At 43.4% G+C, this 22,285-nt stretch carries 25 protein-coding genes, 1 pseudogene and 1 riboswitch; of the genes and pseudogenes, 19 read left to right on the plus strand and 7 right to left on the minus strand.

All coding sequences use genetic code 11. The annotated features are described in order from the left end of the window. Window positions 1–69 precede the first annotated feature (69 nt). From QFZ81_RS13605 to QFZ81_RS13615, 3 genes are all read left to right on the plus strand, one after another. Entirely contained in the window at window positions 70–459 is a 390-nt protein-coding gene (locus QFZ81_RS13605) for a YlbF/YmcA family competence regulator (protein ID WP_307449832.1), read from the plus strand. A 147-nt stretch (window positions 460–606) separates the two neighbouring features. Then, window positions 607–1,341, plus strand: coding sequence for a phosphonate ABC transporter ATP-binding protein (locus tag QFZ81_RS13610; RefSeq protein WP_057301492.1), 735 nt, complete (start codon window positions 607–609; stop codon window positions 1,339–1,341). Further along, on the plus strand, window positions 1,338–1,820 hold the full coding sequence (locus QFZ81_RS13615) for a low molecular weight protein-tyrosine-phosphatase (protein ID WP_307443410.1): 483 nt from the start codon (window positions 1,338–1,340) through the stop codon (window positions 1,818–1,820). Before QFZ81_RS13610 ends, QFZ81_RS13615 begins: the two co-directional genes overlap by 4 nt. A gap of 80 nt (window positions 1,821–1,900) precedes the next feature. On the opposite strand, the gene QFZ81_RS13620 is transcribed toward QFZ81_RS13615, so the two are convergent. Both QFZ81_RS13620 and QFZ81_RS13625 read right to left on the minus strand, forming a co-directional pair. Continuing rightward, entirely contained in the window at window positions 1,901–2,299 is a 399-nt protein-coding gene (locus QFZ81_RS13620; RefSeq protein ID WP_307443408.1) for a hypothetical protein, read from the minus strand. 89 nt (window positions 2,300–2,388) lie between these two features. Then, the gene (locus QFZ81_RS13625; RefSeq protein ID WP_307443406.1) at window positions 2,389–3,636 is read right to left on the minus strand and encodes a sensor histidine kinase; all 1,248 of its coding nucleotides are present in this window, start codon (window positions 3,634–3,636) and stop codon (window positions 2,389–2,391) included. Window positions 3,637–3,849: 213 nt separating this feature from the next. Between QFZ81_RS13625 and QFZ81_RS13630 the strand changes: the two genes are divergently transcribed. From QFZ81_RS13630 to mgrA, 9 genes and pseudogenes are all read left to right on the plus strand, one after another. Next, window positions 3,850–4,026 carry a hypothetical protein gene (locus tag QFZ81_RS13630; RefSeq protein WP_307443404.1) on the plus strand — a complete coding sequence of 59 codons (177 nt, stop codon included), beginning with the start codon at window positions 3,850–3,852 and terminating at the stop codon, window positions 4,024–4,026. A 113-nt stretch (window positions 4,027–4,139) separates the two neighbouring features. Then, window positions 4,140–5,150, plus strand: a complete 1,011-nt coding sequence (locus tag QFZ81_RS13635; protein ID WP_307603056.1) for a 2-oxoacid:acceptor oxidoreductase family protein — start codon at window positions 4,140–4,142, stop codon at window positions 5,148–5,150. 34 nt (window positions 5,151–5,184) lie between these two features. Beyond that, window positions 5,185–7,488, plus strand: coding sequence for a thiamine pyrophosphate-dependent enzyme (locus tag QFZ81_RS13640; RefSeq protein ID WP_307443401.1), 2,304 nt, complete (start codon window positions 5,185–5,187; stop codon window positions 7,486–7,488). A gap of 70 nt (window positions 7,489–7,558) precedes the next feature. Next, entirely contained in the window at window positions 7,559–7,852 is a 294-nt protein-coding gene (locus tag QFZ81_RS13645) for a hypothetical protein (protein ID WP_307443400.1), read from the plus strand. Window positions 7,853–7,970: 118 nt separating this feature from the next. After that, window positions 7,971–8,058: riboswitch (cyclic di-GMP riboswitch) on the plus strand. Between the two features lie 160 nt (window positions 8,059–8,218). Further along, window positions 8,219–9,172 (plus strand): C40 family peptidase, encoded by a 954-nt coding sequence (locus QFZ81_RS13650; RefSeq protein ID WP_307443399.1) that lies wholly within the window; start codon window positions 8,219–8,221, stop codon window positions 9,170–9,172. 106 nt (window positions 9,173–9,278) lie between these two features. Further along, window positions 9,279–9,872, plus strand: coding sequence for a ribonuclease H-like YkuK family protein (locus QFZ81_RS13655; RefSeq protein ID WP_307443397.1), 594 nt, complete (start codon window positions 9,279–9,281; stop codon window positions 9,870–9,872). A 147-nt stretch (window positions 9,873–10,019) separates the two neighbouring features. Continuing rightward, the gene (locus QFZ81_RS13660; RefSeq protein WP_307443395.1) at window positions 10,020–10,526 is read left to right on the plus strand and encodes an ADP-heptose synthase; all 507 of its coding nucleotides are present in this window, start codon (window positions 10,020–10,022) and stop codon (window positions 10,524–10,526) included. A gap of 9 nt (window positions 10,527–10,535) precedes the next feature. After that, a complete protein-coding gene (locus QFZ81_RS13665) occupies window positions 10,536–11,579 on the plus strand; it encodes a phosphotransferase (RefSeq protein ID WP_307603058.1) in 1,044 nt (347 codons plus the stop codon). Between the two features lie 567 nt (window positions 11,580–12,146). Continuing rightward, window positions 12,147–13,138, plus strand: a pseudogene (gene mgrA / locus QFZ81_RS13670) (L-glyceraldehyde 3-phosphate reductase). 3 nt (window positions 13,139–13,141) lie between these two features. Here the strand turns inward: mgrA and xerS are convergent. Further along, window positions 13,142–14,224 carry a tyrosine recombinase XerS gene (xerS, locus tag QFZ81_RS13675; protein WP_307443390.1) on the minus strand — a complete coding sequence of 361 codons (1,083 nt, stop codon included), beginning with the start codon at window positions 14,222–14,224 and terminating at the stop codon, window positions 13,142–13,144. Between the two features lie 288 nt (window positions 14,225–14,512). Between xerS and QFZ81_RS13685 the strand changes: the two genes are divergently transcribed. From QFZ81_RS13685 to QFZ81_RS13705, 5 genes are all read left to right on the plus strand, one after another. Then, window positions 14,513–14,830 (plus strand): hypothetical protein, encoded by a 318-nt coding sequence (locus QFZ81_RS13685; RefSeq protein ID WP_307443388.1) that lies wholly within the window; start codon window positions 14,513–14,515, stop codon window positions 14,828–14,830. Between the two features lie 298 nt (window positions 14,831–15,128). After that, window positions 15,129–16,148, plus strand: a complete 1,020-nt coding sequence (locus QFZ81_RS13690; RefSeq protein WP_307603060.1) for an ABC transporter ATP-binding protein — start codon at window positions 15,129–15,131, stop codon at window positions 16,146–16,148. Then, entirely contained in the window at window positions 16,123–16,926 is an 804-nt protein-coding gene (locus QFZ81_RS13695) for an ABC transporter permease (protein WP_307443386.1), read from the plus strand. Before QFZ81_RS13690 ends, QFZ81_RS13695 begins: the two co-directional genes overlap by 26 nt. Then, window positions 16,910–17,755 (plus strand): ABC transporter permease, encoded by an 846-nt coding sequence (locus QFZ81_RS13700; RefSeq protein ID WP_307443384.1) that lies wholly within the window; start codon window positions 16,910–16,912, stop codon window positions 17,753–17,755. Before QFZ81_RS13695 ends, QFZ81_RS13700 begins: the two co-directional genes overlap by 17 nt. 86 nt (window positions 17,756–17,841) lie before the next feature. Further along, window positions 17,842–18,501: a DUF3892 domain-containing protein gene (locus tag QFZ81_RS13705; protein WP_307443383.1), complete on the plus strand. Its 660-nt coding sequence runs from the start codon at window positions 17,842–17,844 to the stop codon at window positions 18,499–18,501. Between the two features lie 337 nt (window positions 18,502–18,838). Here QFZ81_RS13705 and QFZ81_RS13710 read toward each other — a convergent pair whose 3' ends face one another. The 4 genes from QFZ81_RS13710 to QFZ81_RS13725 form a co-directional block, all read right to left on the minus strand. Continuing rightward, window positions 18,839–19,120, minus strand: a complete 282-nt coding sequence (locus tag QFZ81_RS13710; RefSeq protein ID WP_307443381.1) for a hypothetical protein — start codon at window positions 19,118–19,120, stop codon at window positions 18,839–18,841. A 132-nt stretch (window positions 19,121–19,252) separates the two neighbouring features. Then, window positions 19,253–20,116 carry a helix-turn-helix transcriptional regulator gene (locus QFZ81_RS13715; protein ID WP_307443380.1) on the minus strand — a complete coding sequence of 288 codons (864 nt, stop codon included), beginning with the start codon at window positions 20,114–20,116 and terminating at the stop codon, window positions 19,253–19,255. Window positions 20,117–20,182: 66 nt separating this feature from the next. After that, window positions 20,183–20,605: a DUF3995 domain-containing protein gene (locus QFZ81_RS13720; protein WP_307443379.1), complete on the minus strand. Its 423-nt coding sequence runs from the start codon at window positions 20,603–20,605 to the stop codon at window positions 20,183–20,185. Between the two features lie 194 nt (window positions 20,606–20,799). Next, window positions 20,800–21,531, minus strand: a complete 732-nt coding sequence (locus tag QFZ81_RS13725; protein ID WP_307443378.1) for a YqjF family protein — start codon at window positions 21,529–21,531, stop codon at window positions 20,800–20,802. A 173-nt stretch (window positions 21,532–21,704) separates the two neighbouring features. On the opposite strand from QFZ81_RS13725, the gene QFZ81_RS13730 reads away from it, so the two are divergent. Further along, entirely contained in the window at window positions 21,705–21,908 is a 204-nt protein-coding gene (locus QFZ81_RS13730; protein WP_307443377.1) for a YwbE family protein, read from the plus strand. A 24-nt stretch (window positions 21,909–21,932) separates the two neighbouring features. Beyond that, window positions 21,933–22,184, plus strand: a complete 252-nt coding sequence (locus QFZ81_RS13735) for a YolD-like family protein (RefSeq protein WP_307443376.1) — start codon at window positions 21,933–21,935, stop codon at window positions 22,182–22,184. The last annotated feature ends 101 nt before the right edge of the window (window positions 22,185–22,285 follow it).

Raw genomic sequence — 22,285 nt, forward strand, 5'->3', positions numbered from 1 at the left:
CAATGTGATCATAATCATAACGATAATGAGCCTCATGCTTTTAAAGTAGAGGAGTTTACAAATACGGAAATGATCGTACGCGAAGATATTTTAACCAAAGCTAAGGAATTGGCTGAATTGTTAACGACTTCGAATGAGGTACAGTTTTATCAAAAGGCTGAGAAGCAAATCGCTACGAATCCTGACATCCAAGTGCTAATTGGTGCGATCAAAAAGAAACAGAAGGAAGTCGTTGCTTTTGAGACTTTCCAAAATGCTAAAATGATCGAAAAAATTGAAAATGAGATTGAAGTGCTGCAGGATCAATTAGATGAGATTCCAATTGTGAATGAATTCAAGCAAACACAAGAGGATATCAACTATTTATTACAGCTTGTTATGTCGGTCATTCGTGATACGATATCAGATAAAATTAATGTTGAAGCAGGTACGGCGGAAGCTCCGACATCTTGCGATTAAGATAACATCCTTTGGGAATTAGAAAATCGCCCTCAACTCAGGCTTACCGCTTGAAATGAGTGGCGATTTTTTCCCAAAAGAGCAACTTATGAAATGAGTCTTTCTATCGGAAAGACGGAAGAAGACTTACTCGAAGGAGACATTGTCATGCTTACAGTTCGTAATTTAAGTAAAGTATATCCTCCGGACATTCAGGTACTTTCACAAGTGAGCTTTCAAGTTGATGAAGGCGAATTCATTGCTGTTATTGGCGGTAGTGGTAGTGGGAAAACCACATTATTGCGTTGTATCAGTCATCAAGAGAAATGGACAAGCGGTCAGTTGATCTATAACTCCATTGATATATCAAAGCCAGGTCCATTCGAACGCTTCAAATTAGGTAGAGATTTCGCATTTCTTGAAGAAAAGCCTGCTTTGAATCGAAATAAAAGCGCTGTCAAGAATGTCATGATGGGTCGTGTCTATCAAACGCCTCTGCGTATTTTGACTGGCATGACTTCAAGAGATGAGCATGTGGACAGCATGGATTATTTAGAAAAAGTGGGGTTGCTTGATAAGGGTGAGAAGAAGGTTGGTCAGCTAAGCGGAGGTGAGCAGCAGCGTGTTGCTATTGCTAAAGCTCTAATACTTGGACCAAAGGTCCTTGTCGCAGATGAACCTGTATCTGGTCTTGATCCGAAATCAACGGAATATATCTTGCAGGATTTGAAATCCCTTTGCAAAGATCGAAATATGAGCGTCATTGCTACTCTGCACCAAGTTGAGCTCGCGGAGAGATATGCTACTCGCATTTGGGGACTTTCTGAAGGTAAAATTGTGCTGGATATTCCGGCTAGGTCGCTCACTATGCGTGAAAAAAAGCTCATCTTTGGTGAAGTATGATCCAGGTCTTATTCGTTTGCTTAGGAAATATATGCCGTTCTCCCATGGCTGAAGCTGTTTTTCGTCATCAGGTCAAAAAAGCGGGTCTCGATAATGTAATTGCTATTGATTCAGCCGGAACCGGTGATTGGCACATTGGACATCCCCCACATCAAGGAACTAGGGATATATTGGATCAGTATCAGATTAATCATGAGGGTCTAAAAGCAAGGCAAGTTAGGTCCGATGACTTTGTACAATATACATATATCATTGCGATGGATGAGAGTAATGTAACGAATTTGGCATCGTTTGCTCCTGCTGTAGTAGAAGGTGAGAAACGAGCTGCCATTCATAAATTGCTGGATTTTGCACCTGATCGCGTAAATAAAGATGTTCCAGACCCTTATTACACGGGTAATTTTCAAGAGGTGTACGAGATGGTAGAAGAGAGCTGTGAACGCTTACTAGCCTTTATTGTCGAGAAAGAAAAGCTGTAAGATGATCTCTTATGAAATAAAAAAAGCAAGGGTGAGAAAAGATTATTTTCTCATCCTTGCTTTTTTGTTGTGGAGGAGCTCTAAAATATGGTTATACCGATGCGCTGCATATATTCAGATATGGCTTTGAGCATACTCGGATGGATGGGAATGATGATATCGGTTGGTCCTATTTCGAACAGCCCGCTGCGGTTATGGACGGTAGCTGCTTGGACATAAATGCGGAAGTAATCAGAAACCGGAGCTACATGGGTGAATTCTCGATTAGCTGATCGCAAGTTTACGAAGGTGACGGCTTTGAGAGCAGAATGATCGTATGGAATAATGCTAATTATATGTTCCAACTTGAAATAATAATTAATGTGAGGTTTGTGAAGGATCAACTCTTTGGATGAGACAGTAAGACCGAAATCCCTCTTCTTATGCGACATTTTCAAGTCGCCCTCAAGTGATTTAATCGGAATGAAATCTGAATTCATAATAAAGCCCTCCTTACCAATCATGATGATCGCTTGTCTTAACAGAATAGCACAGATCATCAAGGTTGTTAATGGAGGGCGCTGGGTGTTCACTTTTGCTGAAATAAAATGGAGCATTGCGTGCCTTGGTTTAAATTACTGGAGAAGGAGATTTTTCCGTTCATCATTTTGATAATACTCATGACCACGACGAGACCAAGTCCAGTTCCTTGTTCTTTGGTTGTGTAGAATGGCATACCGAGTGAGTTTAATTGCTGCTTACTCATTCCAACGCCAGTGTCAGAAATAGAAATTTGTACAGCATTAGGCAGCTTACAGGTGCTTAATGAAATTTTACCGCCGTTAGGCATGGACTCAATCGCATTTTTAACAAGATTCATCAAACATTGGCGCAGCTTTTTGGATTCTCCCAGTATGTAAAGGGGTTCTTCATTTTCATGACTAATATGGATAGCAACCTGGTGATCTGCAGCAAATGGTGTGATGAAACGCAGCATGGCTTCTATCTCTTCTTTGAGTTCTAATTGTTCCTGTAAGTTAGAAGATGGCTTGGCATAGTTTAAGTAATCACCCAGGATGGCGGTCGCCTGATCCACGCCCGACAAAGCAAGGTCTACATAACGTTTGTGATCGTTGAAGGATAACTCATTCTGATCCAGCAACTGAAGAAAGCCTCTTGTTGATGTGAGAGGATTACGTATTTCATGAGAAATGGTGGCTGCAAACTGGCCGAGCATTCGATCCTTTTCCAATGCGACAAGTCTCTGTTTGTGCATCTCATGCTTTTTCACAAAAAATTGTAAGTATGTAATCATCCAAAGAGAGAAAAAGGAAAAAAACACGGTGTATGCAGCATACAAGGTTATATGAGATCGTATGTTCAGCGCTATAAGCGCATACAATACTTCGTACACGAGCAGCATACCCGTTGCATAAGTTAATTTCATCTTGAGTGTAGGTTGAGTTGTAGTATTTCTGATGAGAAATCCACCTAATAATAAAACAGCACTGCTTATTAGAGCGGGTTGCCAGTAGTAATTCAGGACGACCATACAGCCTATGTTAAATAAGGTCCAGGTGATAAAAGCTGGTATAAATCCGACAAATAAAATCACAGCAATCAAGCTGATCGGAAACAAATGGAGGGAATAAATTAAGGGATCAATGTCTTCAAATTTCCAGTACAAAAAGATGAGTACGATTAAAATAAGTGCGAATAGAGATCTACGCTGATATTCTTTGTATATGAAAATGGGGGTAAGAACTAGATGGATTAATATAGCACTCATGATGTAGAAGAGACCATGTAGTTCATTGGAAATGATTGAATGGAACAAATGAATGCCATCCTTTCCGCTGTCCGACAGTATCTTTATTATTTCTACATTATCTCACAAAAACTGACCTTATCAAGAGAAATGGGGCATTTCAAATGCTAAAGATTTGATAAAGACTTATGGTGTAATTCCTATAAACCGCGGTATAATAAAGGAACACGATGATGCAAGCGTTTACAATCTAAGTTGGTTGTCAAACAAGGAGAGATGAGGATGCGGGCGTGCTCACAGGTTTGCGGTGTTGTCTTTAATCCGATTGATGATGATTATGTGGACGTATGTGAAGATTGTGAGGATGCTGAGAAAGACAATTCTGCTCAAGAAGAGAATACAGGGTCGAGAAGTTACTATTTGGGAGGGTGCGGCCTCATCATTGATTATTTACTATGAATGGCTCCTTCAAAAAAAGGTTGATTACCAGAGATTTCTTGTTACAATGAGAGTAGATTTACTATTCATACTATTCATTCTTTATGCAGTTCATTTTTGAAAGGAGACCTGGCATGGTAACTTTACCTAAATTGAACGATCTCGGTTTTTTTGAGATTAGACTGGAATCCATCGGTGGACTCGGCGCGAATCTAGCGGGTAAGATGCTGGCGGAAGCGGGAGTCGTTGGGGTGGGTTTGAACGGGGTTAGCTTTTCTTCCTATGGTTCAGAGAAGAAAGGATCGGCAGTGAAAGCACATATAAGGTTTTGTGATATGGATACGAGAATTCGGGATACTTCACCGGTCGAACGACCGCATGTTGTGGGTGTTTTTCACGAATCGCTTTCCAAAACTGTAAACGTTATCAGTGGCATCTATGAAGATAGTACCGTACTTGTAAATTCGACAAAAACGCCGGATGAGTTGAAGGAAAAGATGAAGCTCCGGGGAGGTACCATTGCCGTTATTGATGCAATTGGAATCTCGCTAGAGGAGAAGAATCGCGTTAATATGGCGATGCTTGGCGCGCTATTCCAGTTGTGTGATTTCCTTGATCCAGATGTCATGAGAGGCGTTATTCGTAAATCGTTAGAAAAGAAATATCCGCTTGCTGTTGCACCAGCCCTACGAACGTTTGACCGCGGTTACAATGAAGTTAAGTTCCAAACGTATGCGCTTCCAGAAGGGGAGACGATGCCCGATTTCGTTCGTTTCGATACGCCAGTGCTTGGCTATGAAACGCAGTCCATTGGTGGTGTCATTACGAATCCTGGGAACAGCATTCTGAAAGATTTAAGCATTTCACGTGCGGGGATGATGCCGCATTTCCATGAAGATAAATGTATTCACTGTGCCTCCTGCGATAATGTGTGTCCGGATTTCTGTTTCGTTTGGGATGAACTCCCCGACAAGAAGGGGCGGCCTCAAATGTTCTTACAAGGGATCGACTATCAATATTGTAAGGGTTGCCTTAAATGTGTACAGGCTTGTCCGACCGAAGCGCTCACTAATGAGCGGGAAGAAGATGGTTATGCGGACTTAAATCGCATGCCGCATCGATTCAATCTAGCTGTAAACTCTTAGAGAGTATTTATGGGAGAAGGGTGGAACTACTCGCATGTCCATTGATATCAAAAAAGAATTAGGGCAAGCCAAGGTCGAACAGCGCATTGTATATGAATCAGGTAACGAAATGGCGGCATATGCAGCTCATCAAATTAATTATCATGTTATGGGATACTTTCCGATATCTCCATCTACGGAGGTTGCTCAATTTCTAGATCTTATGAAGTCCAACGGACAACATGATATCGTGCTCATTCCAGCAGACGGTGAACATGGTTCGGCAGGCATATGTTATGGCGCTTCAACTGCTGGCGGCCGCGTATTTAACGCGACAAGCGCCAACGGTTATTTGTATATGTTGGAGCAAATGCCGGTACAATCCGGGACACGCTTTCCCATGGTGATGAACTTGGTATGCCGCTCCGTATCCGGACCGCTGAATATTCATGGGGATCACTCTGACTTGTACTATGCTTTAAATACGGGATGGCCGATTGTGATGTGCCGGGACCCGCAAGCGGTCTATGACATGAATATCATAGCTTTAAAGCTGGCTGAAGATCCGGAAGTTCGATTGCCGGTTTTGGTTGCTTCGGACGGATATTTCACGTCCCACCAAAAGCGTAGAGTACAAACGTTCGCGCATCGTGAGGATGTGCATGCTTTCGTCGGAGAGAAGCCACAGGGCTTCCCGGATACGCTGGATCGTAATAATCCGATTACCGTAGGTCCTTATATGAATGAGCCGGATTATATTAATAACTGCTACCAGCAATCCATGGCCATGTATAACGCTGAAGGCGTTTATGATCGTATTCGGCAGGAATATGCTGAGTTGACAGGCCGTGATTATCCGATTCTTGAGCTATATCGGATGGAGGACGCGGAAGTCGCCGTGTTCTTGATGAATTCGGCTTCCGAAATCATTAAGGACGTCGTCGACCAGCTCCGCGAGAAGGGCATTAAGGCCGGATCGATCGCGCCGAATATCATCCGTCCATTCCCAGCAAAGCAGATCGCTGAAGCTTTGCAGAATGTAAAGGCGATCACCGTTGGCGATCGCGCGGATTCCTATGGCGGCCATGGCGGCAATATGGTCAACGAAATTAAAGCGGCGCTGTTCACACATGGGAACAGAGATACGCTTGTCATAAGCCGAATCTACGGCTTAGGTGGCAAGGACTTTTATGCCGAAGACGGGCATAATTTGTTCCAATTTGCCATTGACGCTGTACAAAGCGGCAAGGTGGAAGTTCCCTTCGATTACTACGGCCACACGCCAGGCGATCCTTCGAAAGCGCCGAAGCGGGTGTTGACGCCGATGAAGTATGAGGATTTGAAGACGGGACTCATCACGGTAACGCCGGATGAGAACTCGGGCAAGCTGAATGTACGTATCCCGCCTTTACGTGCATTGACGAAGAAACCGAAGCGTATTGCTCCGGGTCATGGCGCATGTCCAGGCTGCGGCATTTTCTCCGGCTTGGAGCTGTTTTTCAAAGGGATTGAAGGCGATATTGTCTCGATCTTCCATACAGGCTGTGCGATGGTTGTAACGACGGGTTATCCGTATTCGGCTCACAAGGCGACGTATATTCATAATCTGTTCCAGAACGGCGCAGCGACCCTCTCAGGGGTTGTGGAGATGTTCTGGGAGCGTAAGCGCCGTGGCGAGCTCGACCATTTGGGTTTGAAAGACGATTTCACCTTCGTCATGATCACTGGTGATGGCGGAATGGATATCGGCATGGGGCCAGCAATCGGAGCGGCTTTGCGCAATCATAAAATGATTATTCTCGAGTACGATAACGAGGGATACATGAATACGGGCGCTCAATTGTCTTATTCGACGCCAATGGGTCATCGTACATCGACTTCAAACGTTGGGAAACATCAGGGCGGTAAAGTATTCCATCACAAGGATACAGCCCAAATTATGGCCGCTACCCATATTCCGTATGTATTTACGGGGTCGGAAGCGTACCCGCAGGATCTTGTGAAGAAAGCGGCGAAAGCACAATGGTACGCCCAAAATGAGGGATTGGTGTATGGGAAAATTCTCATTGCATGTCCGCTCAACTGGCTGTCGGATGACCAGGAAGGCTCCAATATCGTCGGAGCTGCTGTAGATTCCTGCTTCTTCCCGCTCTATGAAGTGGAGCACGGGATTACGTCCATCACGTATAATCCGGAGGATAAGAGCAAGAAGATTCCTCTATCGGATTGGCTCAAGACGATGGGGAAAACGAAGCATATGACGAAGCCAGAATATGAGGGTTCCCTGAAATCGTTCGAGACGGAAGTTGAGCGTCGTTGGAATATGTTAAAAGCCAAGCATGAGAATGCTTATTTATAAGTCGTCATCATAAAAATGAAGGCACATTCACCTCTTTGGTGAACGTGCCTTTTTATCGGAGGAATGAAAGATGCCCTATGTGCTGCAGCACAAAATATCGCAACAGATTTTCACATGTACACAAGTCAATCACTACGGTTTAGCCTATTATGGCGTAAAATTTTGGCTGGATTTAGAAGAGGCTGAGCAGCAATTTCCTGCATTTCTGCACAACATGGGGGGAATGGAGCCGGATGCTTGGCATGTGACTGAGCTTGAGGAAGGGGAAATGAAGCTCTGCAATGTGAAGTTGAAAAATGACCCTAATTTGCAAGTGTTTTGGCTTCCTACACGAAAACCGGAAGTCCGTAAACTGGAAAAATAAACCGCAGCGTCAATAGGTACGCAGCCACTATGATTTCGACAACAAACGCTACCTTTCACCTATATTCGTGAAAGACCCGCTCAACTATAATAAGGATGTGAAAGAAAAAATTAACATCACATCGAAATCGCAAACCGAGCGAAAGCTTGGGACGCAAAGCTACAGGGGCTCTCGTGCCTAAGGCACAGTGCTAGCCAGCTGCCGAATGCGATGGGACCCTTCTACAAGAAGAGGATGACCCAGTAGAGGCAAACGGGTCATCCTTTTTACGATGAAGAGGAGGTGTCAGGTTCAAATTATCCATTTCGTCAGTTCGGTTTTACGCAGATACATCTAGAGTGATATTAACATATGGAGGTAGAGACGATGAAAAAATGGACGATGGTTATCGGAATGCTTGTTTTAGCGCTTACTTTTGTAGTCCCTAAAGCTATTCACGCAGATGAGGGGATAACGACAAAGGCTCAAATTGTTTCGGGGGTAAGTTTCAGAGATCAAGCTAGTACATCAAGCAATGTTATACGTTTATTGAAAACAAACGAAATTGTTACAGTCACGGACTATGTAACTACGAATTGGTATAAAATTAAGGATGCGCAGGGTGTAAGCGGCTATGTCTCGACGAATAGCAAATACATAAAAATAACTAGCAATGCGGAAATCATCTATGGCGTAAACTTTCGCACACTTCCAGCTTCCGAGCTCGGCTCCAAGGTTATTCGGATGTTAAGTAAAGGGGAAGACGTCCTCGTTACAGCAAAAGTCAATGACAGTTGGTATCAAATTCAAGACGCGAATGGAACTAGCGGGTATGTAAGCACAAATAGTAAATACATAAGCACTGATTTCTCTGTTATCAAACCCAATCTACCTCTCGCCGAAGAAATTGAAGCCGTTATCGCAGCTGGCCAAATTTACTTAGGCACTCCTTATGAATTTGGCTCGGAACGCAATGATACCACGACCTTCGATTGCTCGGATTTCATTCAAACGATGTTCTGGGATGCTCTACGATTCTCCGTACCTAGCGATTCACAAGCACAAGGCAACTATGTTAAATCGTTAGGTCCTGTTAGTAAGGAGTGGACAAATTTGAAACGTGGAGATCTGATGTTCTTCAGCAACTACAAAGGGAGCAAAGCAACAGATTATGATAACGTGAATGTTCTTACAGAACCGATCACGCATGTTGGTCTTTATTTAGGCAATGGGAATATGCTGCATACGTATTCGATCGAATCCGGCGGTGTTCGTACGGATACGATCGTTGGGAAGCAATGGGAAAATCGATTTTTGTTCGGAGGCAGTGTTTTACGTTAAGTGATGGTTCGATCAGAGGAACTTTGCCATATACTATAGATAGGGGCGGATGCAGCTTCAGCATCCGCTTCTTCCTCATTCTAAGAAGAAAGGAAGAACCTTATCTTTGAAACCTTTGACGACGACCCATCCACTGGAATTTCGGAACACAACGGAAAGAGGACTAAACCTAGATACCGTACACGAGCGTATTCTCCATTTCATGCGTCACGACCCCGTAGCAACCTATAAATTTATTATTGGTACGGATTGTCAGGTACACACAGGTCATACGAAATTCATTACCGGTGTAGTCATCCAGCGGTTAGGAAAAGGAGCGTGGGCGTGTTATCGTCAAGTCATCGTTCATCGGGCCCTACATTCGATTAAAGAAAAGCTTTCGATGGAAACTGCCTTGAGTGAAGAGATTGCCATGTATTTTGATGAGTCTAAACGACAGGATATGGAAAACATCATTCTTCCACATCTGTATCAAGGTGCTTCCTTCGATATGTTTATTCATATTGATGCTGGTGACGATGTAAATAAGAATCGGACGGCTAAATTCGTTCAAGAGATGGTGCGGAGAGTGGAATCCGTCGGAATGGTTCCTGTTATTAAACCGGATTGTTATGTAGCTTCGGCCTATGCCAATCGTTTTTCGAAGAAGCCGTATCAGCCAATTTATGAGAATCATGAGGTCATCGATGGCATCCTATAAGAGTAATCGAAACCGTTAGTTCGATGTGGTCACCTCGATCATAGGAACTGACGGTTTTGTTTGGCTGAGAAGGTTGTGAAAAGAGGATTCCTCAGCTTCTTAGCGAAATAATGCTTTTACAAGGTTAGAGAGAAAGGGGAGAACAAGATGAGCAAAACATTTATTATCGAAGCTGTTATGCTTGCGGTGCATGGTCAGTTAATGTTGCCAGAACAGCCTGTTACTTATGTGATACCTTATACCAGCATTCAGGAGTTATACGAGCTTCAAACCGGCAGTGAGCCGATCATGTTAGAGGAAGAAGACGACGGCTTCGTGAAGCAGATGATTGGTGAGCTGATTGCTTTCTTCGAGGAAGCGTTTAATAAGAAAAAAATTGAAAAAGCGTTAACTGTTCCTTGGCGGAAAAGCCCACCTTTGCCAATTAATGAGCATGTTACTTTGATGGTTGTTTTTGCGATTGACAATGAGGAGTATGGGGACAATTTCGACCCGATTGAAACCGAATTAATTCTAACGGCAATCAAAGAACAGGCTGCTCTGTTAACAGACCAGTTAGATTTCATTGAACGCATGGTTCAAGCAGGAATTCCAGTCGAAGCTTATGACGTAGAGGATTTTGAATTTGCGGTAGAAGGTGACAATCAGGTTTAGGAAGAGGAGTTGAGGAATGCAATTATGCGTGTCAAAGATCAAGAGGAGCAATTAACCTCACTGCCAAGATACTGGTTTCCAACTCAAACATGGTCCATTCGTGTTGGTGCGGGAGGTATGAATAATACAACTCGGTTCGTAGACGTGGAAGGTACATCCTATGTTCTTCGATTGTACGAAACTCATCGTGACATGGACAAAATAATTTTCGAGCATAGTGTTCTTTTGGCATTAGATAAAGAAAAAGATAAACTTCCCTTTCGTGTACCTGTGCCAGTGGAGCTCACAGCAGGGGGGACTGTTATTCGATTAGACGCTAAGGAAGGCAAATTGGCTGCCTTATTTACGTACACAGAAGGCTGTAATCCTATTTGGGGGAATACGCATCAACTGCTGCAATTCGGAGAAGCTGTCGGACAGCTCTCGTCTGCTCTGGCTGCGATTTCCATGGAACTTGAACCTGTCTACCCACCTTATTATGAAATTGAACATATCCATCCTCGCTGCACACCAGATGCGATTCAAGAGTTCTGTCTTCATCCACCAGAACCGTTCTGGCAGCAGCGCGATGAGCTTTCCTATATATTTGAACGATTTGCTGCTTTCTACAAGGCTATTCCTGATCTTCGGAAGCTTCCTCATCAACTCGTTCATGGTGATATCAATGGGTCTAATATGCTGGTTAATGCCGATAGTCAAATTACGGCTGTACTTGATTTTGAGTTCGTAACTCTTGATGTTCGAGTCATGGAGCTAGCTGTCTGCTTATCAGATCTTATCGATCCCACTCTACCGGCAGAAGAACTACGACGCAATTGCACTGCCTTTTATAAGGGGTATGGCCAATCGATTCATTTGGGAGAGGAAGAAATTGCGCTGCTGCCTCTTCTGATTGAGCTTCGTCGGTTGGATGTATTTATCCATTTCCTAGGAAGATATTTAGATGGTGTGGATGCTCAAGGCGTGCTCGTTGATATTATTCATAACACGTTTGATAAAACGAAGTGGCTGCAAATGAATGGGTCGGAGCTTGTGCTTACTTTGCTCAAATAGCATCAAGATGGGGGTAATCGTACAATCGATAGATCTTTAGTTGGAATACTATATAGCACCAATTGAAAAGGTGGTGTTTAGGTATGCCTAAAGGTGTTTATCTGGGCAATGTTCTTGCTGTGCCTAACTGTGGTCGGTTTTGTCGTAATGTGTGTAATCGATTATTTGTAGTTGGGCGCAATCAATGTATTGCGGATTGTCTGCGGTGTGCTGGATTACGCGGAAGTGCAAAGTCCACAGTAAAATCAAAAGGAAAAATGGCTCACAAATCAAAACGTAAATGTCATTGGGGTTGTGGCAAATGTAAATAAATTTGAAAAAGCTGTCGAAGAGATTCGGCAGTTTTATTTCTGATTGTAGGTAAAATAAATACATGACTAACCTTGAGGTAAGTAAGACACGTTTTTTTCAGTTCTTTTTTTGTTGCCTTGGTTAACCTATACTAGTACTTAAGAAGCCAGTTCACTGGTGAAACTTAGGTGGATGCTTACGAAATAAGTTTTCTACGATAACTCAAGAAGAAGCTTACGAAGTAAGTTATCTGCGATAACATTTAGGAGGACAAAAATGGTCTATCAAGCAAGCTCAACGCGTTATGCAGAAATGAAATATATAATCGTGCAGGTAAATCAGGCCTTAAGCTCCCGGCTATTTCATTAGGATTGTGGCACAATTTCGGTGGATTGGATATTCATGAGAATGGGAAGGCTATGCTGCTTCGCTCTTTTGACCTAGGGATTACTCATTTTGATTTGGCTAATAACTACGGACCTCCACCAGGGTCTGCTGAGGAATTGTTCGGTAAGGTGTTGAAAAGCGACTTGGCCGCGTATCGCGATGAGTTGATCATCTCAACCAAAGCTGGTTACCACATGTGGGAAGGTCCTTATGGGGAGTGGGGCTCCAAGAAAAGTCTAGTGTCCAGTTTGGATCAAAGTTTGAAAAGAATGGGATTGGAATACGTAGATATTTTCTATTCCCACAGACCGGATCCGAATACGCCATTCGAAGAGACAATGGCTGCCCTGGATTTAATTGTTCGTCAAGGTAAAGCATTGTACATAGGACTTTCCAATTATACGGCAGAGCAAACGAAAGAAGCAGTAACCATTCTGAAAGGTCTGGGAACACCGCTGCTGATTCATCAACCTTCCTACAGTATGCTGAATCGTTGGATTGAGAATGGCTTGCAGGATGTGCTGGATGAGTTTGGCGTAGGCAGCATCGCGTTTTGTCCGCTTGCACAAGGCTTGCTGACGAACAAATACGTGAGTGGGGTGCCAAGTGATTCTCGCGCGGGTGGGAAGAGTCAATTCCTAAACACAAAAGATATTACGGAAGAGAAACTTGCTCAAATTAATCAACTGAATGAGGTAGCAAGCAGTCGTGGCCAAAGCTTGGCGCAAATGTCGTTAGCTTGGGTTCTCCGCGGCGAGCGAGTAACGTCCGCTTTGATTGGTGCAAGTCGTGTGTCCCAAATTGAGGAGAACGTAGCTGCACTTAAAAACCTAGAATTCACGCCAGAAGAATTGGCTAAAATTGAAAAAATCCTGAAGTAATCTTCAGGATTCCAATCGTTTATCAATCGCTTCGGACATTGTTTTATCCGTGAGGTGCGCATAGATTTGTGTTGTTTCTGGGGAGGCATGGCCGAGCTGCTCTTGGGTTTTGTACAGGTCATTCTGTAAGTAATAGTCTGTAGCGAACGAGTGCCGCAGCTTATGAACAGACAGGTAGGGCTTTCCAAAGCGCTTAGCGTACTTAATAACGAGTTCCTGGATAGCCCGTTTCGTCATACGTTCGCCTTCTTTTTTGCCATTTGCGATGGCAAGGAAGAGGGCTTTTTCCTTTTTGAGCGGCTTATAGCGAGTTGAGCGGATGGTGATATAGTCCGTTAGAGCTTGAATAGCTTCATTACGGAAGTATACGGGAGTTTTGAACGTGTCATCATTCTTACCTTTGCGATATACGTAGGTAAGCTTCTTCTTAAGGTCAATATCATCGACGTTCAGATTGAATACTTCCGATACACGAAGCCCCGAATTTAGTATGAGTGTAATGATGCAAGTATCTCTTATTTTGTTCAACTCGTAGGAGTAAAGGGCTTGCTTATTGGTAGCTACATCGTGCTCATAGCCAGATTGCACATACGCAATAAATTCAACAATCTCCTCTTCTTGAAGCAGCTTGCCCTCGAGCTTAGCGGCACTGTCCTTGGGCCTATGCGAGCGTTTGATCTCCACTTTGGCCATCACATTCCGCTTTAGAAGCGGGTAGAAATTATCGTCCTCGGCAATCTGGCTTAAATAATGGAATAAGGAACGCAAAGCGGAAAGCTTACGGTTAATCGTGGTTTTCACATTAGCCTGAGCTTTACGAGTAGCTAGGAACATGCGAAAGTTGTCAACGCTATCCATATGTAATTTCTCCAAATCCTCCAGAGGAACTTGGTTCATAGAGGGAGCAGAACTTAATCCTTCGGCCAACAGCCAGGATAGAAAGATTTCGTAATCACGGACATACTCAAGTAATGAGGATGGAGAAAGGTCTGGCAGCTTATAATTAATAAATTTCTCAATATACCATGGCATAGAAGGGATTCTTTTTTCTAATTCAAGGCGATCTTTGACTTTAATGATGTTCATAGGTAAATGTCACCTCACTTGCTTCTTCTTGCTGTTAGTATAGCAGTGGGTAAGGGAAATTGGTAGAAGAAGGTCGATTCGAAGCTTATGACCATCAAAACGACACAATTCTCTCTTTCCAAAAATACGGGGTCTCTCCCGGTTATATGGGCGTTGTTGAATTCATCATTCCGACTCCCGTACTGTCTGATATTTTGACAATAAGAGGCGAGTATATTCATTAGGAATAAAAAAAGGAACATTTACTAAAATTAATCAGGTATGAAAAATTCAGCTGGGGGTATCTCTATGCAACAACAAACGCCGCAACAAAATCAACAAGGCTTTGAGCAAATAAAAGAAGCTGCCCAAAAAGCTGAGCAAGCTGCTGAACAAACTCTGCAAGTTGCTCAGCAGATTTATTCACAGGCGACTGAAGCTGCACTGTCCGAAGCAGAACAACAGCTGCAAGATCTTCAGGGACAAATCCAGCAGGCTCAGCAAAAGACGGAAGATTTAAAACAAGAATTACAAACGACACAAGAATCGCAGCAATCTCAACAATCTCAACTATCTCAACAACCTCAACATTCTCAACAATCTTCGGAATCTCATCAATCCCAATAGCGCAACGCAAGAGAGTTAGCGTAAAAAGTCTGTGCATCTGCAACAGGCTTTTTTTGCTTGAATGGGTCGCAAAAAAAGTGTTGTCTGTACATGACATCATGTGTTAATATGTGGAAAATAAACGGAAGGGCTTCTAGGGATCCGAACCTACAAAGGTGGCGAACCGAGCGAAGCCGACACGGATATATGACGTGTTACACCGTAAGGGATAAAAGACCTTCGGAAAGTTCCGCCTGCTTAGGCGAAACGGACTGAGGTCTTTTTTGCTTTACCGAAATAAAAAGTGGAGGGAACAGAGATGGCATCGATCCGTGTGGAGCAATTGGGGAAATCCTTTCGACTCAAGAAAAAAGAAGAAGGCTTTATGGCGAGTGTCAGATCACTGTTAAAGCCGGAGTATGTAGACAAGTCAGCCGTAGAGGGCATAACGTTCTCCGTGGATCAAGGGGAAACACTTGCCTTTCTCGGACCGAATGGTGCGGGGAAATCCACAACAATTAAGATGCTTACAGGCATCCTTCATCCTACAACAGGTCAGGCTGAAGTTCTAGGCTGCTGTCCATGGAAGGAACGAACGAAGCTGAGCTATCGAATAGGCTCTGTCTTCGGGCAAAAGTCTCAGCTATGGTATCATCTGCCTCCCATCGATACCTTTGAGTTAATGAGCCGTATTTACGAGCTTCGGCGCAGCGAGTATGTACACCGGCGTGATGAACTCATAGAGAGATTTGAACTTGGACCCTATTTGCATACAGCAGTGAGGAAGCTCTCGCTTGGCGAACGGATGCGCTGTGAGATCGCTGCATCCTTGATGCACCGCCCACAGGTGCTTTTCCTTGATGAACCTACGATTGGGCTAGATGTTGTCGTTAAACAGCGAATACGAGAGCTTATTCTTGAGTTAAAACGTGAAGAAGGAACAACTGTTTTTCTTACTTCACATGATGCTGGTGATATTGAGCGGCTATGTGACCGGGCGATTGTTATCAATCATGGGCGGATTGTCTTCGATGACCGTGTTGAGGTTATGAAGCAGCAGTTTTTGACACAGAAAACAGTCCGCCTTGTTTTGGGAGAGGAGCCGGATTCCATAGAAATTGTCGGGGTGAAGGTACTCGAACGAAGTGGTGTAAGAATTTCGCTTTCCGTCGATATGAGTCAAACAACGATAGAAGCAGCGCTGTCCCAGATCATGGCTGAGCACCGGATCATCGACGTTACGGTTGAAGATCCACCGATGGAGGACATCATCACACGTATGTACGGGAATTTCGGTAAGGAGGAGAAAGGATATGAACAGCTGGAGAAAATCGGTTAAATATGCCTTTATCGGCAAAATCACACTTCGTAATCAACTTGCTTATGTGGCCGATTTTCTTATCCGCTCGTTGTTTCTGCTGTTGATTCTTTATATTTTTCTTCAACTATGGCAGACAACGTTTCATAGCGAGGGTACGGAAACCATAGCAGGCTTCAGCTTTAAGCAGATCATGTGGTATCTCGTTATAACGGAATCGATGATCCTCGCCTGTCCAAGTCTCTGCTCACGCGTAGAAGAAGAAGTGAAAAGCGGGGATATCGTGTTCAAATTCGTCCGTCCTGTTAGTTTTGTCGCCTTTCACTATGTCGAATATATGAGTGAAGCTGCGATTCGTTTTCTCGTCAACGCGGCGCTAGGCGGTTTGTTAGGATTGCTAATTATGGGTCCACCTGATTTTGGTTATGGGTTACTATGGTTGCCAATTGTGGCATTGTGCGGTTTCACAGTAAATTTCATGCTGAATATGGTTTTAGCGCTAAGCTCTTTCTGGGTGGAGGAGACACGCGGGCTGGAATTCGTATACAACAAATTTTTATTCACGATTGGTGGCATGCTGATGCCTCTGGAGTTATTTCCCGACATGCTGCAGCGGGTAGGTCGTTGGCTGCCGTTTCAAGCCATTGTCTACATCCCGGCCAAGACAACAGTGACCTTTGATGCAGTTCAAATGCCAAGTATGATCGGCACTCAGCTGATATGGGTTATTATAATTGGCATAATTGTCTCATTGGTCTATAGAAAAGGAGTGAAAAAGCTCAATGTTAATGGTGGATAGCCGCAAATTGACACCTATTAGTGAATTTGATCAGCCAGGTAAATACGGGCGTTTACTTCGTTTCGTCTGGCAATGCTGGAAACTTAATCTTGCTGGCGCCATGGAGTTTCGGATGAGCTTCTTTCTCACGGCCGGTATGATGATTATCAATAATGTGGTTTGGATTGTGTTCTGGGGACTTTATTTTAGCCGATTTTCTGTATTGAATGGATGGGAACTACAGGATGTGATGATGCTTTGGGCTGTAGCGGCTGGCGGCTTTGGCGTTATGGCTACGTTTTTCGGTAACGCTATGCGAATTTCGAATCTGATCGCAAACGGGCAGCTTGATATTTATTTAACTCAACCAAAGCCGATACTTCTTCATGTTCTCATCAGCCGCATGTCGGTAAGTGCAATTGGGGACGTCTTATTCGCACTTTTAATTTACGTCGCATTTGGAGATAAATCGATGATAGGCTTCATAAAATTTGGTCTAGCCATGCTGTTATCGACGCTGATTTTCTTATTTTTCACGGTTATTGTGAACTGCCCTGCATTCTGGCTTGGGAGTTCCGATGGGCTGAGTTTTCAGCTATATAATGGGCTCCTAACATTCACTACGTATCCAACGAGCATATTTCGGGGGCTAGGCAAAGTCGTACTGTTTACTGTGTTGCCGGCAGGGTTCATCAGTTACTTACCCATTGGGTTGTTACGTCAGGTGGATATTCCTTTTATGTCAGGTGCCATAGCTGTGACAGGTCTGCTTTGCTTGGGGGGCATCTATTTGTTTTACATAGGACTCCGTCGATACGCCTCTGGCAATATGATGGGGCTTCGGCGTTAATTGGGTTAAAAGGGATAAACTGCATATAGGTGACGCATGCTATAGGTGGAAGCCACTAAATAGAATTAACAAAGGAGCTGATATCTATGGCGCGACGCCGACGTGGACAACAACCGATGATGCAGAATCAACCGTATGGTATGACGAATACACAGTTTGAACCCTCTCAAAATTATAGCAATGCGGTCGAACCAACCCATAATGGAAATTTTGCATGGAATGGTCAACCGATTCCAACACAGATGTACCAGCAAGCTGGTCAAAGCGGGCAGCAGTCATTTATTCCCCAAGCTCGTAACAATGGAACTCAGACTTCCCAAGGTGGAATGCCAGTTCCAGGTTCTTCAGGCAACATGAATGCCGAATATGGTCAGCGAAACACAGGAATCAACAATGCGGATGCGAGAAATGTAGGCTTTCAAGGGGGATATACCGGCTATGGTGCAAATGGCCAACCAACCCAATATGGCACTTTTATGCGGGATGGAACGCAGTATGGTGCTGGTCCACACACGATAGACCCCAATAAAGCTATCATTCAATCCGTCCATTATGGAGATGGCGGCATCAGTGCGGTTCAATTCCAAGATGGCAGGGTGGTTGATATTGCGAATGCCATTGCCATGACAGAAGCAGGACTGATTGAAGATGTGAATACCGGTAGGAATCGTGAAGGTCAAAAAACGCTAAGATCTTATCCGGATGGCGATCCAAGTAACAATTTATCTAATTTACCTCGATTTTAAAAAGCTTATCGCATGCAGTTTGCCATGGTGCAAACTGCTTTTTTTATACAAATAAGAATTTATATGTCTCGCTGCGCCGCGCGAAGACGCCCGCTAAGCGCCGAAAAGACGCTTGCAGCCCGTTGCGCCGCGCAAGTCTGATTGCTAAGGTTTAAGATGAGGGGAATAGGGTGGAAAAGCGAAAGTGTCCGCATTTGAAAGGACCTGAGGAGGAGCCTCAGGTTTTTTTATGAATAGGTGCACCCAAATGAAAAGGCCACCGTTACAAATCGGCAGCCTTTTTGCTCTAGCGTTCTTATGAGCTCATATAATAGCATTCTTTGAATGCGGATACATTTTATTTTTTGAAATGTGCCAGATACTTGAGAACAAGTCCAAGTGCGCCGAGGTAATAAGCAATTAATAATACGAAGCCTGTTGGATCAAGGGACAACATGTTCGAAATTAAAAATAAAGGGAAAACATAGTACAGCATATCTTGCAGATAAGTCAGAATCAGAGTGCTGGAGAAGCTTCCAGCTTTGAGTGCTTTATATAAGCCTAGTAAAAAGCTAAGCCCCATAAAACCAAGAACTACCCACATCGAATAGAGCATCCAACCCGTAAGTGTAAGTGTCATTTAGATTCACCTCCCCGTAGGAAGATTTTCTTTCTACTTTATCATATGCTGTCATATAACAAGTCGTACTAGGACAACACGATTATTTTATGTAAAAATCATGTTTACATAATCATAATTATGTAAACAAATTTAGAGCTGCATATTGTTCCGATAAATAAGAGGAGAGACACCGACGTATTTCTTAAATAACCGTGAGAAGTAAAAAACGTCTTTATAACCAAGCGAATCTGCGATTTCCTTTACTGTATCATGCGTATTTAATAGAATATTTTTCGCTGCTGCCATTTTCAAACGGTGAATGTAAGCACCAAGTGGGTAGCCAGTATATTCGCTCACGATTCTCCGCAGCGTAGAAAGCGAGATATGGTGGCGTTTTGCGATAACCGTCGCGTCAAAAGGCTGAAATAACGAATCACCGAGGTCGACCATGAGATCGATCAATTGCTGCGTTTTTGTCGTCTCTGCTGGTACTTGATTTTCCAGAATAAATTCAAAAAGCAAGGATTCAAGCAGCAAGGCAGCACGATCTATATTATCGGGTATACCGCTTTCCATAAGGATAAAAATACGCTCGATTCGATTGTGCTGTGCAGCATCTTCGTGCCCAACCAGCTTCGCCAAATCCACTTGTGTAAGCCAACTGCTCAGCCATTCCGCAATACGGCTTCCCTCGAATGTGAAGTAATACTCGTCCCAATAACCGTCTGAGTCAGGTCCATAATTATAAACAGCTCCAGGTCGAAGGAAGAACAGACTGCCGCTATCAACGTGTTGAACGGCGCCATCATCGACTTGATAGGAGCCTTTTCCACCAGCTATATAGACAAATGCCCATTTCTCAAATGAAGCATTAGCTCGAAATGAGATACGGCCTGGAAGATGCCCAACAGCACGGATAATCAAGGATTGCAGCTTCAATTTACTGGAATCAATTGGTAATGTAATGATCCGAAGCGGATAAGGACTGATCATATAGTCCATGAATCTTGGCATATCGTGTATTCCCTCCGTGTTAGCTCCATATTTTTCGAAAAAAAGTCTTGTGCTTGTGAGGGCAAATTAGCTGTAAATAAGCGTGTAATAAAATGTGAAGCAAAGCCATAAGCAAAGCGGTGTGAACAAAAATGTATCATATGTAGCGAAACGAGTCTGTTTGACCCTTTTAAATATACCCACATACTTGAAATCTCCAATTGCACGGAGTCCAAATACGAAGACACAAACCCAACAGCCCCATTGAACCCATGGAGATGAAGGGAGGGTTGGAAGTAAGTGCCCGTGAATAGCCAGTAGCAGTGCACCGCTAAACAAGAGAATGGCCACGATTAAAGTGGCTATTGAGCCAGGTATAAATGTCTGTTCTCTTGATCCGCTTGTAGAAGGAATTGCAACTTTGCTTCCCCATTTACCGCCAAATGCCCAGAACACATGTAAGCCACCGATACAAAACAATAGGAAAACAGAAATTCCACTAATCAACATCCTTGAATCACAACCTCTCTGAAACGATTACCATCTCTGTCATTATTTTAACTGAAATAAGCTTTTTTCAATAGGAAAAAGCACGAAATGATAGAAACGCAACGTTTAATTGTGGTTTTTATATGAATTAACTCCATTAAATATTAATGTGGTTAATTATATTTTCTCCATCATTTGAGTAGTAATATCATGTTTTATGTAAGGCAAAGCTTTTCAAGCGCCCAGATTTTAACCTTTAATTTTTTAGCAAAATGTAAAAGCGGTGGTGTATCTGGCAGCTGGATCCCAAAAGAATTAGGGAGGGTATTGACGTTGATTGAAGCTTCAGCCGCTTGTAAGGGCCAGGGGTCATGATCGATATCTCCTCGATATACATTACCGTGTCGATCTGTGCAATACAGACAATATCGTTCTGTTAACCAATATTCTAGAGTCCTAGGATTTGCTAATCGTATATCAGATGATGGGCGGTATTCACCAGTAAATTCACCTTGTTGTGCACGACTATCTTTTCGTAAACATTGGTAGAATATGGTGTTCTTAGGCCGATGTTGAACTTGAATATGCGCATAAAAGTACGGAAGATGGAAAGCGAATCGTGCTGCTTCAACAGCGAAACGGTTGTGGGCATCTAGACTGAAAAAGTAAACGCCGGGTTTACCGTGTATGGTTACGTAGGTCCTAACATTGATTTCTGGAAAAGCTGAAAAGTAAGGCAATGGAGGTATACCTCTAGGTACAACGCACGACATGTGAAAGGGGACAACACCGATCCATGCTGTTCCGTCAAAGGTATCAATGGGGATATGGGCTGGTAGGAGTGGTCTTAATGTTTCGATGGGAATGGGCCAATGAGCAAAGAGTAAATCATTCCAGATTTGGCGCATGATCCAGGGCTTGTCAGGTAACGGCCATAATCGGCTCATAAGTGGATCTCCTTCTATATTCGTGACTTCGAAATTTATTTTGTAGATTAATCGTATTGATTTAGTAAGCCGTTGTAAAGGGTTGTGCAAATGTACGCAACTTGGTGGGGAATGGGGGAAAACTATGTTATAATAAAGCACACAATTGAAAGAAAGCAGGCGACTTACACAGCATGAATGGCCAAAATCGTAAAGATGTGATTCCAGGTATTGAAGTGAATATTGTTTTGAAGCAAGACCAACGCAGCGGGAAGTTAACACGTGGAATTGTCAAAGATTTATTAACGAACTCGTCTACCCATCCGCATGGGATTAAAGTAAGACTTGCAGATGGTCAAGTTGGACGTGTTAAAGAAATATTATCGCCGGCAAGGTGATTTATAATCCAGGGGGAACGTGAGATGGCGAAAGCAAAAGTAGCAAAAAGACCAACGCGGGATGAATTTGTATTGGAAGAGATTGGTAACCAACTGTCCGAAGCGAAGCAGGAGAACTCCGAGATTGTTCTGACAGTTTGGGGGCGTGAAGACCGTGTTCGCGGCATCATAGCGACAATGGATTCGCGGACCGGTAGAGTACATATGGAAACGAATGGTGAAATTGATAAAGTTCCTTTCATGGACATTATGAAAGTCGAATACCCACGGGATTAAGACCGGAAAAACGGTTAATAAGCTTATTTTGGTGTTCTTCACACGGGATAAGCGCTAATTGACCGTTTTTTTGCTGTCAAAAATATTGCACTAAATCTATA

Origin of the sequence: Paenibacillus sp. V4I9 (assembly GCF_030817295.1) — a bacterium.
Taxonomy (GTDB): domain Bacteria; phylum Bacillota; class Bacilli; order Paenibacillales; family NBRC-103111; genus Paenibacillus_E.

Coding starts and splice junctions, on each gene's coding strand:
- QFZ81_RS13605 (WP_307449832.1), top strand. CDS start 70: ATGATCGTACGCGAAGATATTTTAACCAAAGCTAAGGAATTGGCTGAA.
- QFZ81_RS13610 (WP_057301492.1), top strand. CDS start 607: ATGCTTACAGTTCGTAATTTAAGTAAAGTATATCCTCCGGACATTCAG.
- QFZ81_RS13615 (WP_307443410.1), top strand. CDS start 1,338: ATGATCCAGGTCTTATTCGTTTGCTTAGGAAATATATGCCGTTCTCCC.
- QFZ81_RS13620 (WP_307443408.1), bottom strand. CDS start 2,299: ATGAATTCAGATTTCATTCCGATTAAATCACTTGAGGGCGACTTGAAA.
- QFZ81_RS13630 (WP_307443404.1), top strand. CDS start 3,850: ATGCGGGCGTGCTCACAGGTTTGCGGTGTTGTCTTTAATCCGATTGAT.
- QFZ81_RS13635 (WP_307603056.1), top strand. CDS start 4,140: ATGGTAACTTTACCTAAATTGAACGATCTCGGTTTTTTTGAGATTAGA.
- QFZ81_RS13640 (WP_307443401.1), top strand. CDS start 5,185: ATGTCCATTGATATCAAAAAAGAATTAGGGCAAGCCAAGGTCGAACAG.
- QFZ81_RS13645 (WP_307443400.1), top strand. CDS start 7,559: ATGCCCTATGTGCTGCAGCACAAAATATCGCAACAGATTTTCACATGT.
- QFZ81_RS13650 (WP_307443399.1), top strand. CDS start 8,219: ATGAAAAAATGGACGATGGTTATCGGAATGCTTGTTTTAGCGCTTACT.
- QFZ81_RS13660 (WP_307443395.1), top strand. CDS start 10,020: ATGAGCAAAACATTTATTATCGAAGCTGTTATGCTTGCGGTGCATGGT.
- xerS (WP_307443390.1), bottom strand. CDS start 14,224: ATGAACATCATTAAAGTCAAAGATCGCCTTGAATTAGAAAAAAGAATC.
- QFZ81_RS13685 (WP_307443388.1), top strand. CDS start 14,513: ATGCAACAACAAACGCCGCAACAAAATCAACAAGGCTTTGAGCAAATA.
- QFZ81_RS13690 (WP_307603060.1), top strand. CDS start 15,129: ATGGCATCGATCCGTGTGGAGCAATTGGGGAAATCCTTTCGACTCAAG.
- QFZ81_RS13695 (WP_307443386.1), top strand. CDS start 16,123: ATGAACAGCTGGAGAAAATCGGTTAAATATGCCTTTATCGGCAAAATC.
- QFZ81_RS13700 (WP_307443384.1), top strand. CDS start 16,910: ATGTTAATGGTGGATAGCCGCAAATTGACACCTATTAGTGAATTTGAT.
- QFZ81_RS13705 (WP_307443383.1), top strand. CDS start 17,842: ATGGCGCGACGCCGACGTGGACAACAACCGATGATGCAGAATCAACCG.
- QFZ81_RS13710 (WP_307443381.1), bottom strand. CDS start 19,120: ATGACACTTACACTTACGGGTTGGATGCTCTATTCGATGTGGGTAGTT.
- QFZ81_RS13715 (WP_307443380.1), bottom strand. CDS start 20,116: ATGCCAAGATTCATGGACTATATGATCAGTCCTTATCCGCTTCGGATC.
- QFZ81_RS13720 (WP_307443379.1), bottom strand. CDS start 20,605: ATGTTGATTAGTGGAATTTCTGTTTTCCTATTGTTTTGTATCGGTGGC.
- QFZ81_RS13725 (WP_307443378.1), bottom strand. CDS start 21,531: ATGAGCCGATTATGGCCGTTACCTGACAAGCCCTGGATCATGCGCCAA.
- QFZ81_RS13730 (WP_307443377.1), top strand. CDS start 21,705: ATGAATGGCCAAAATCGTAAAGATGTGATTCCAGGTATTGAAGTGAAT.
- QFZ81_RS13735 (WP_307443376.1), top strand. CDS start 21,933: ATGGCGAAAGCAAAAGTAGCAAAAAGACCAACGCGGGATGAATTTGTA.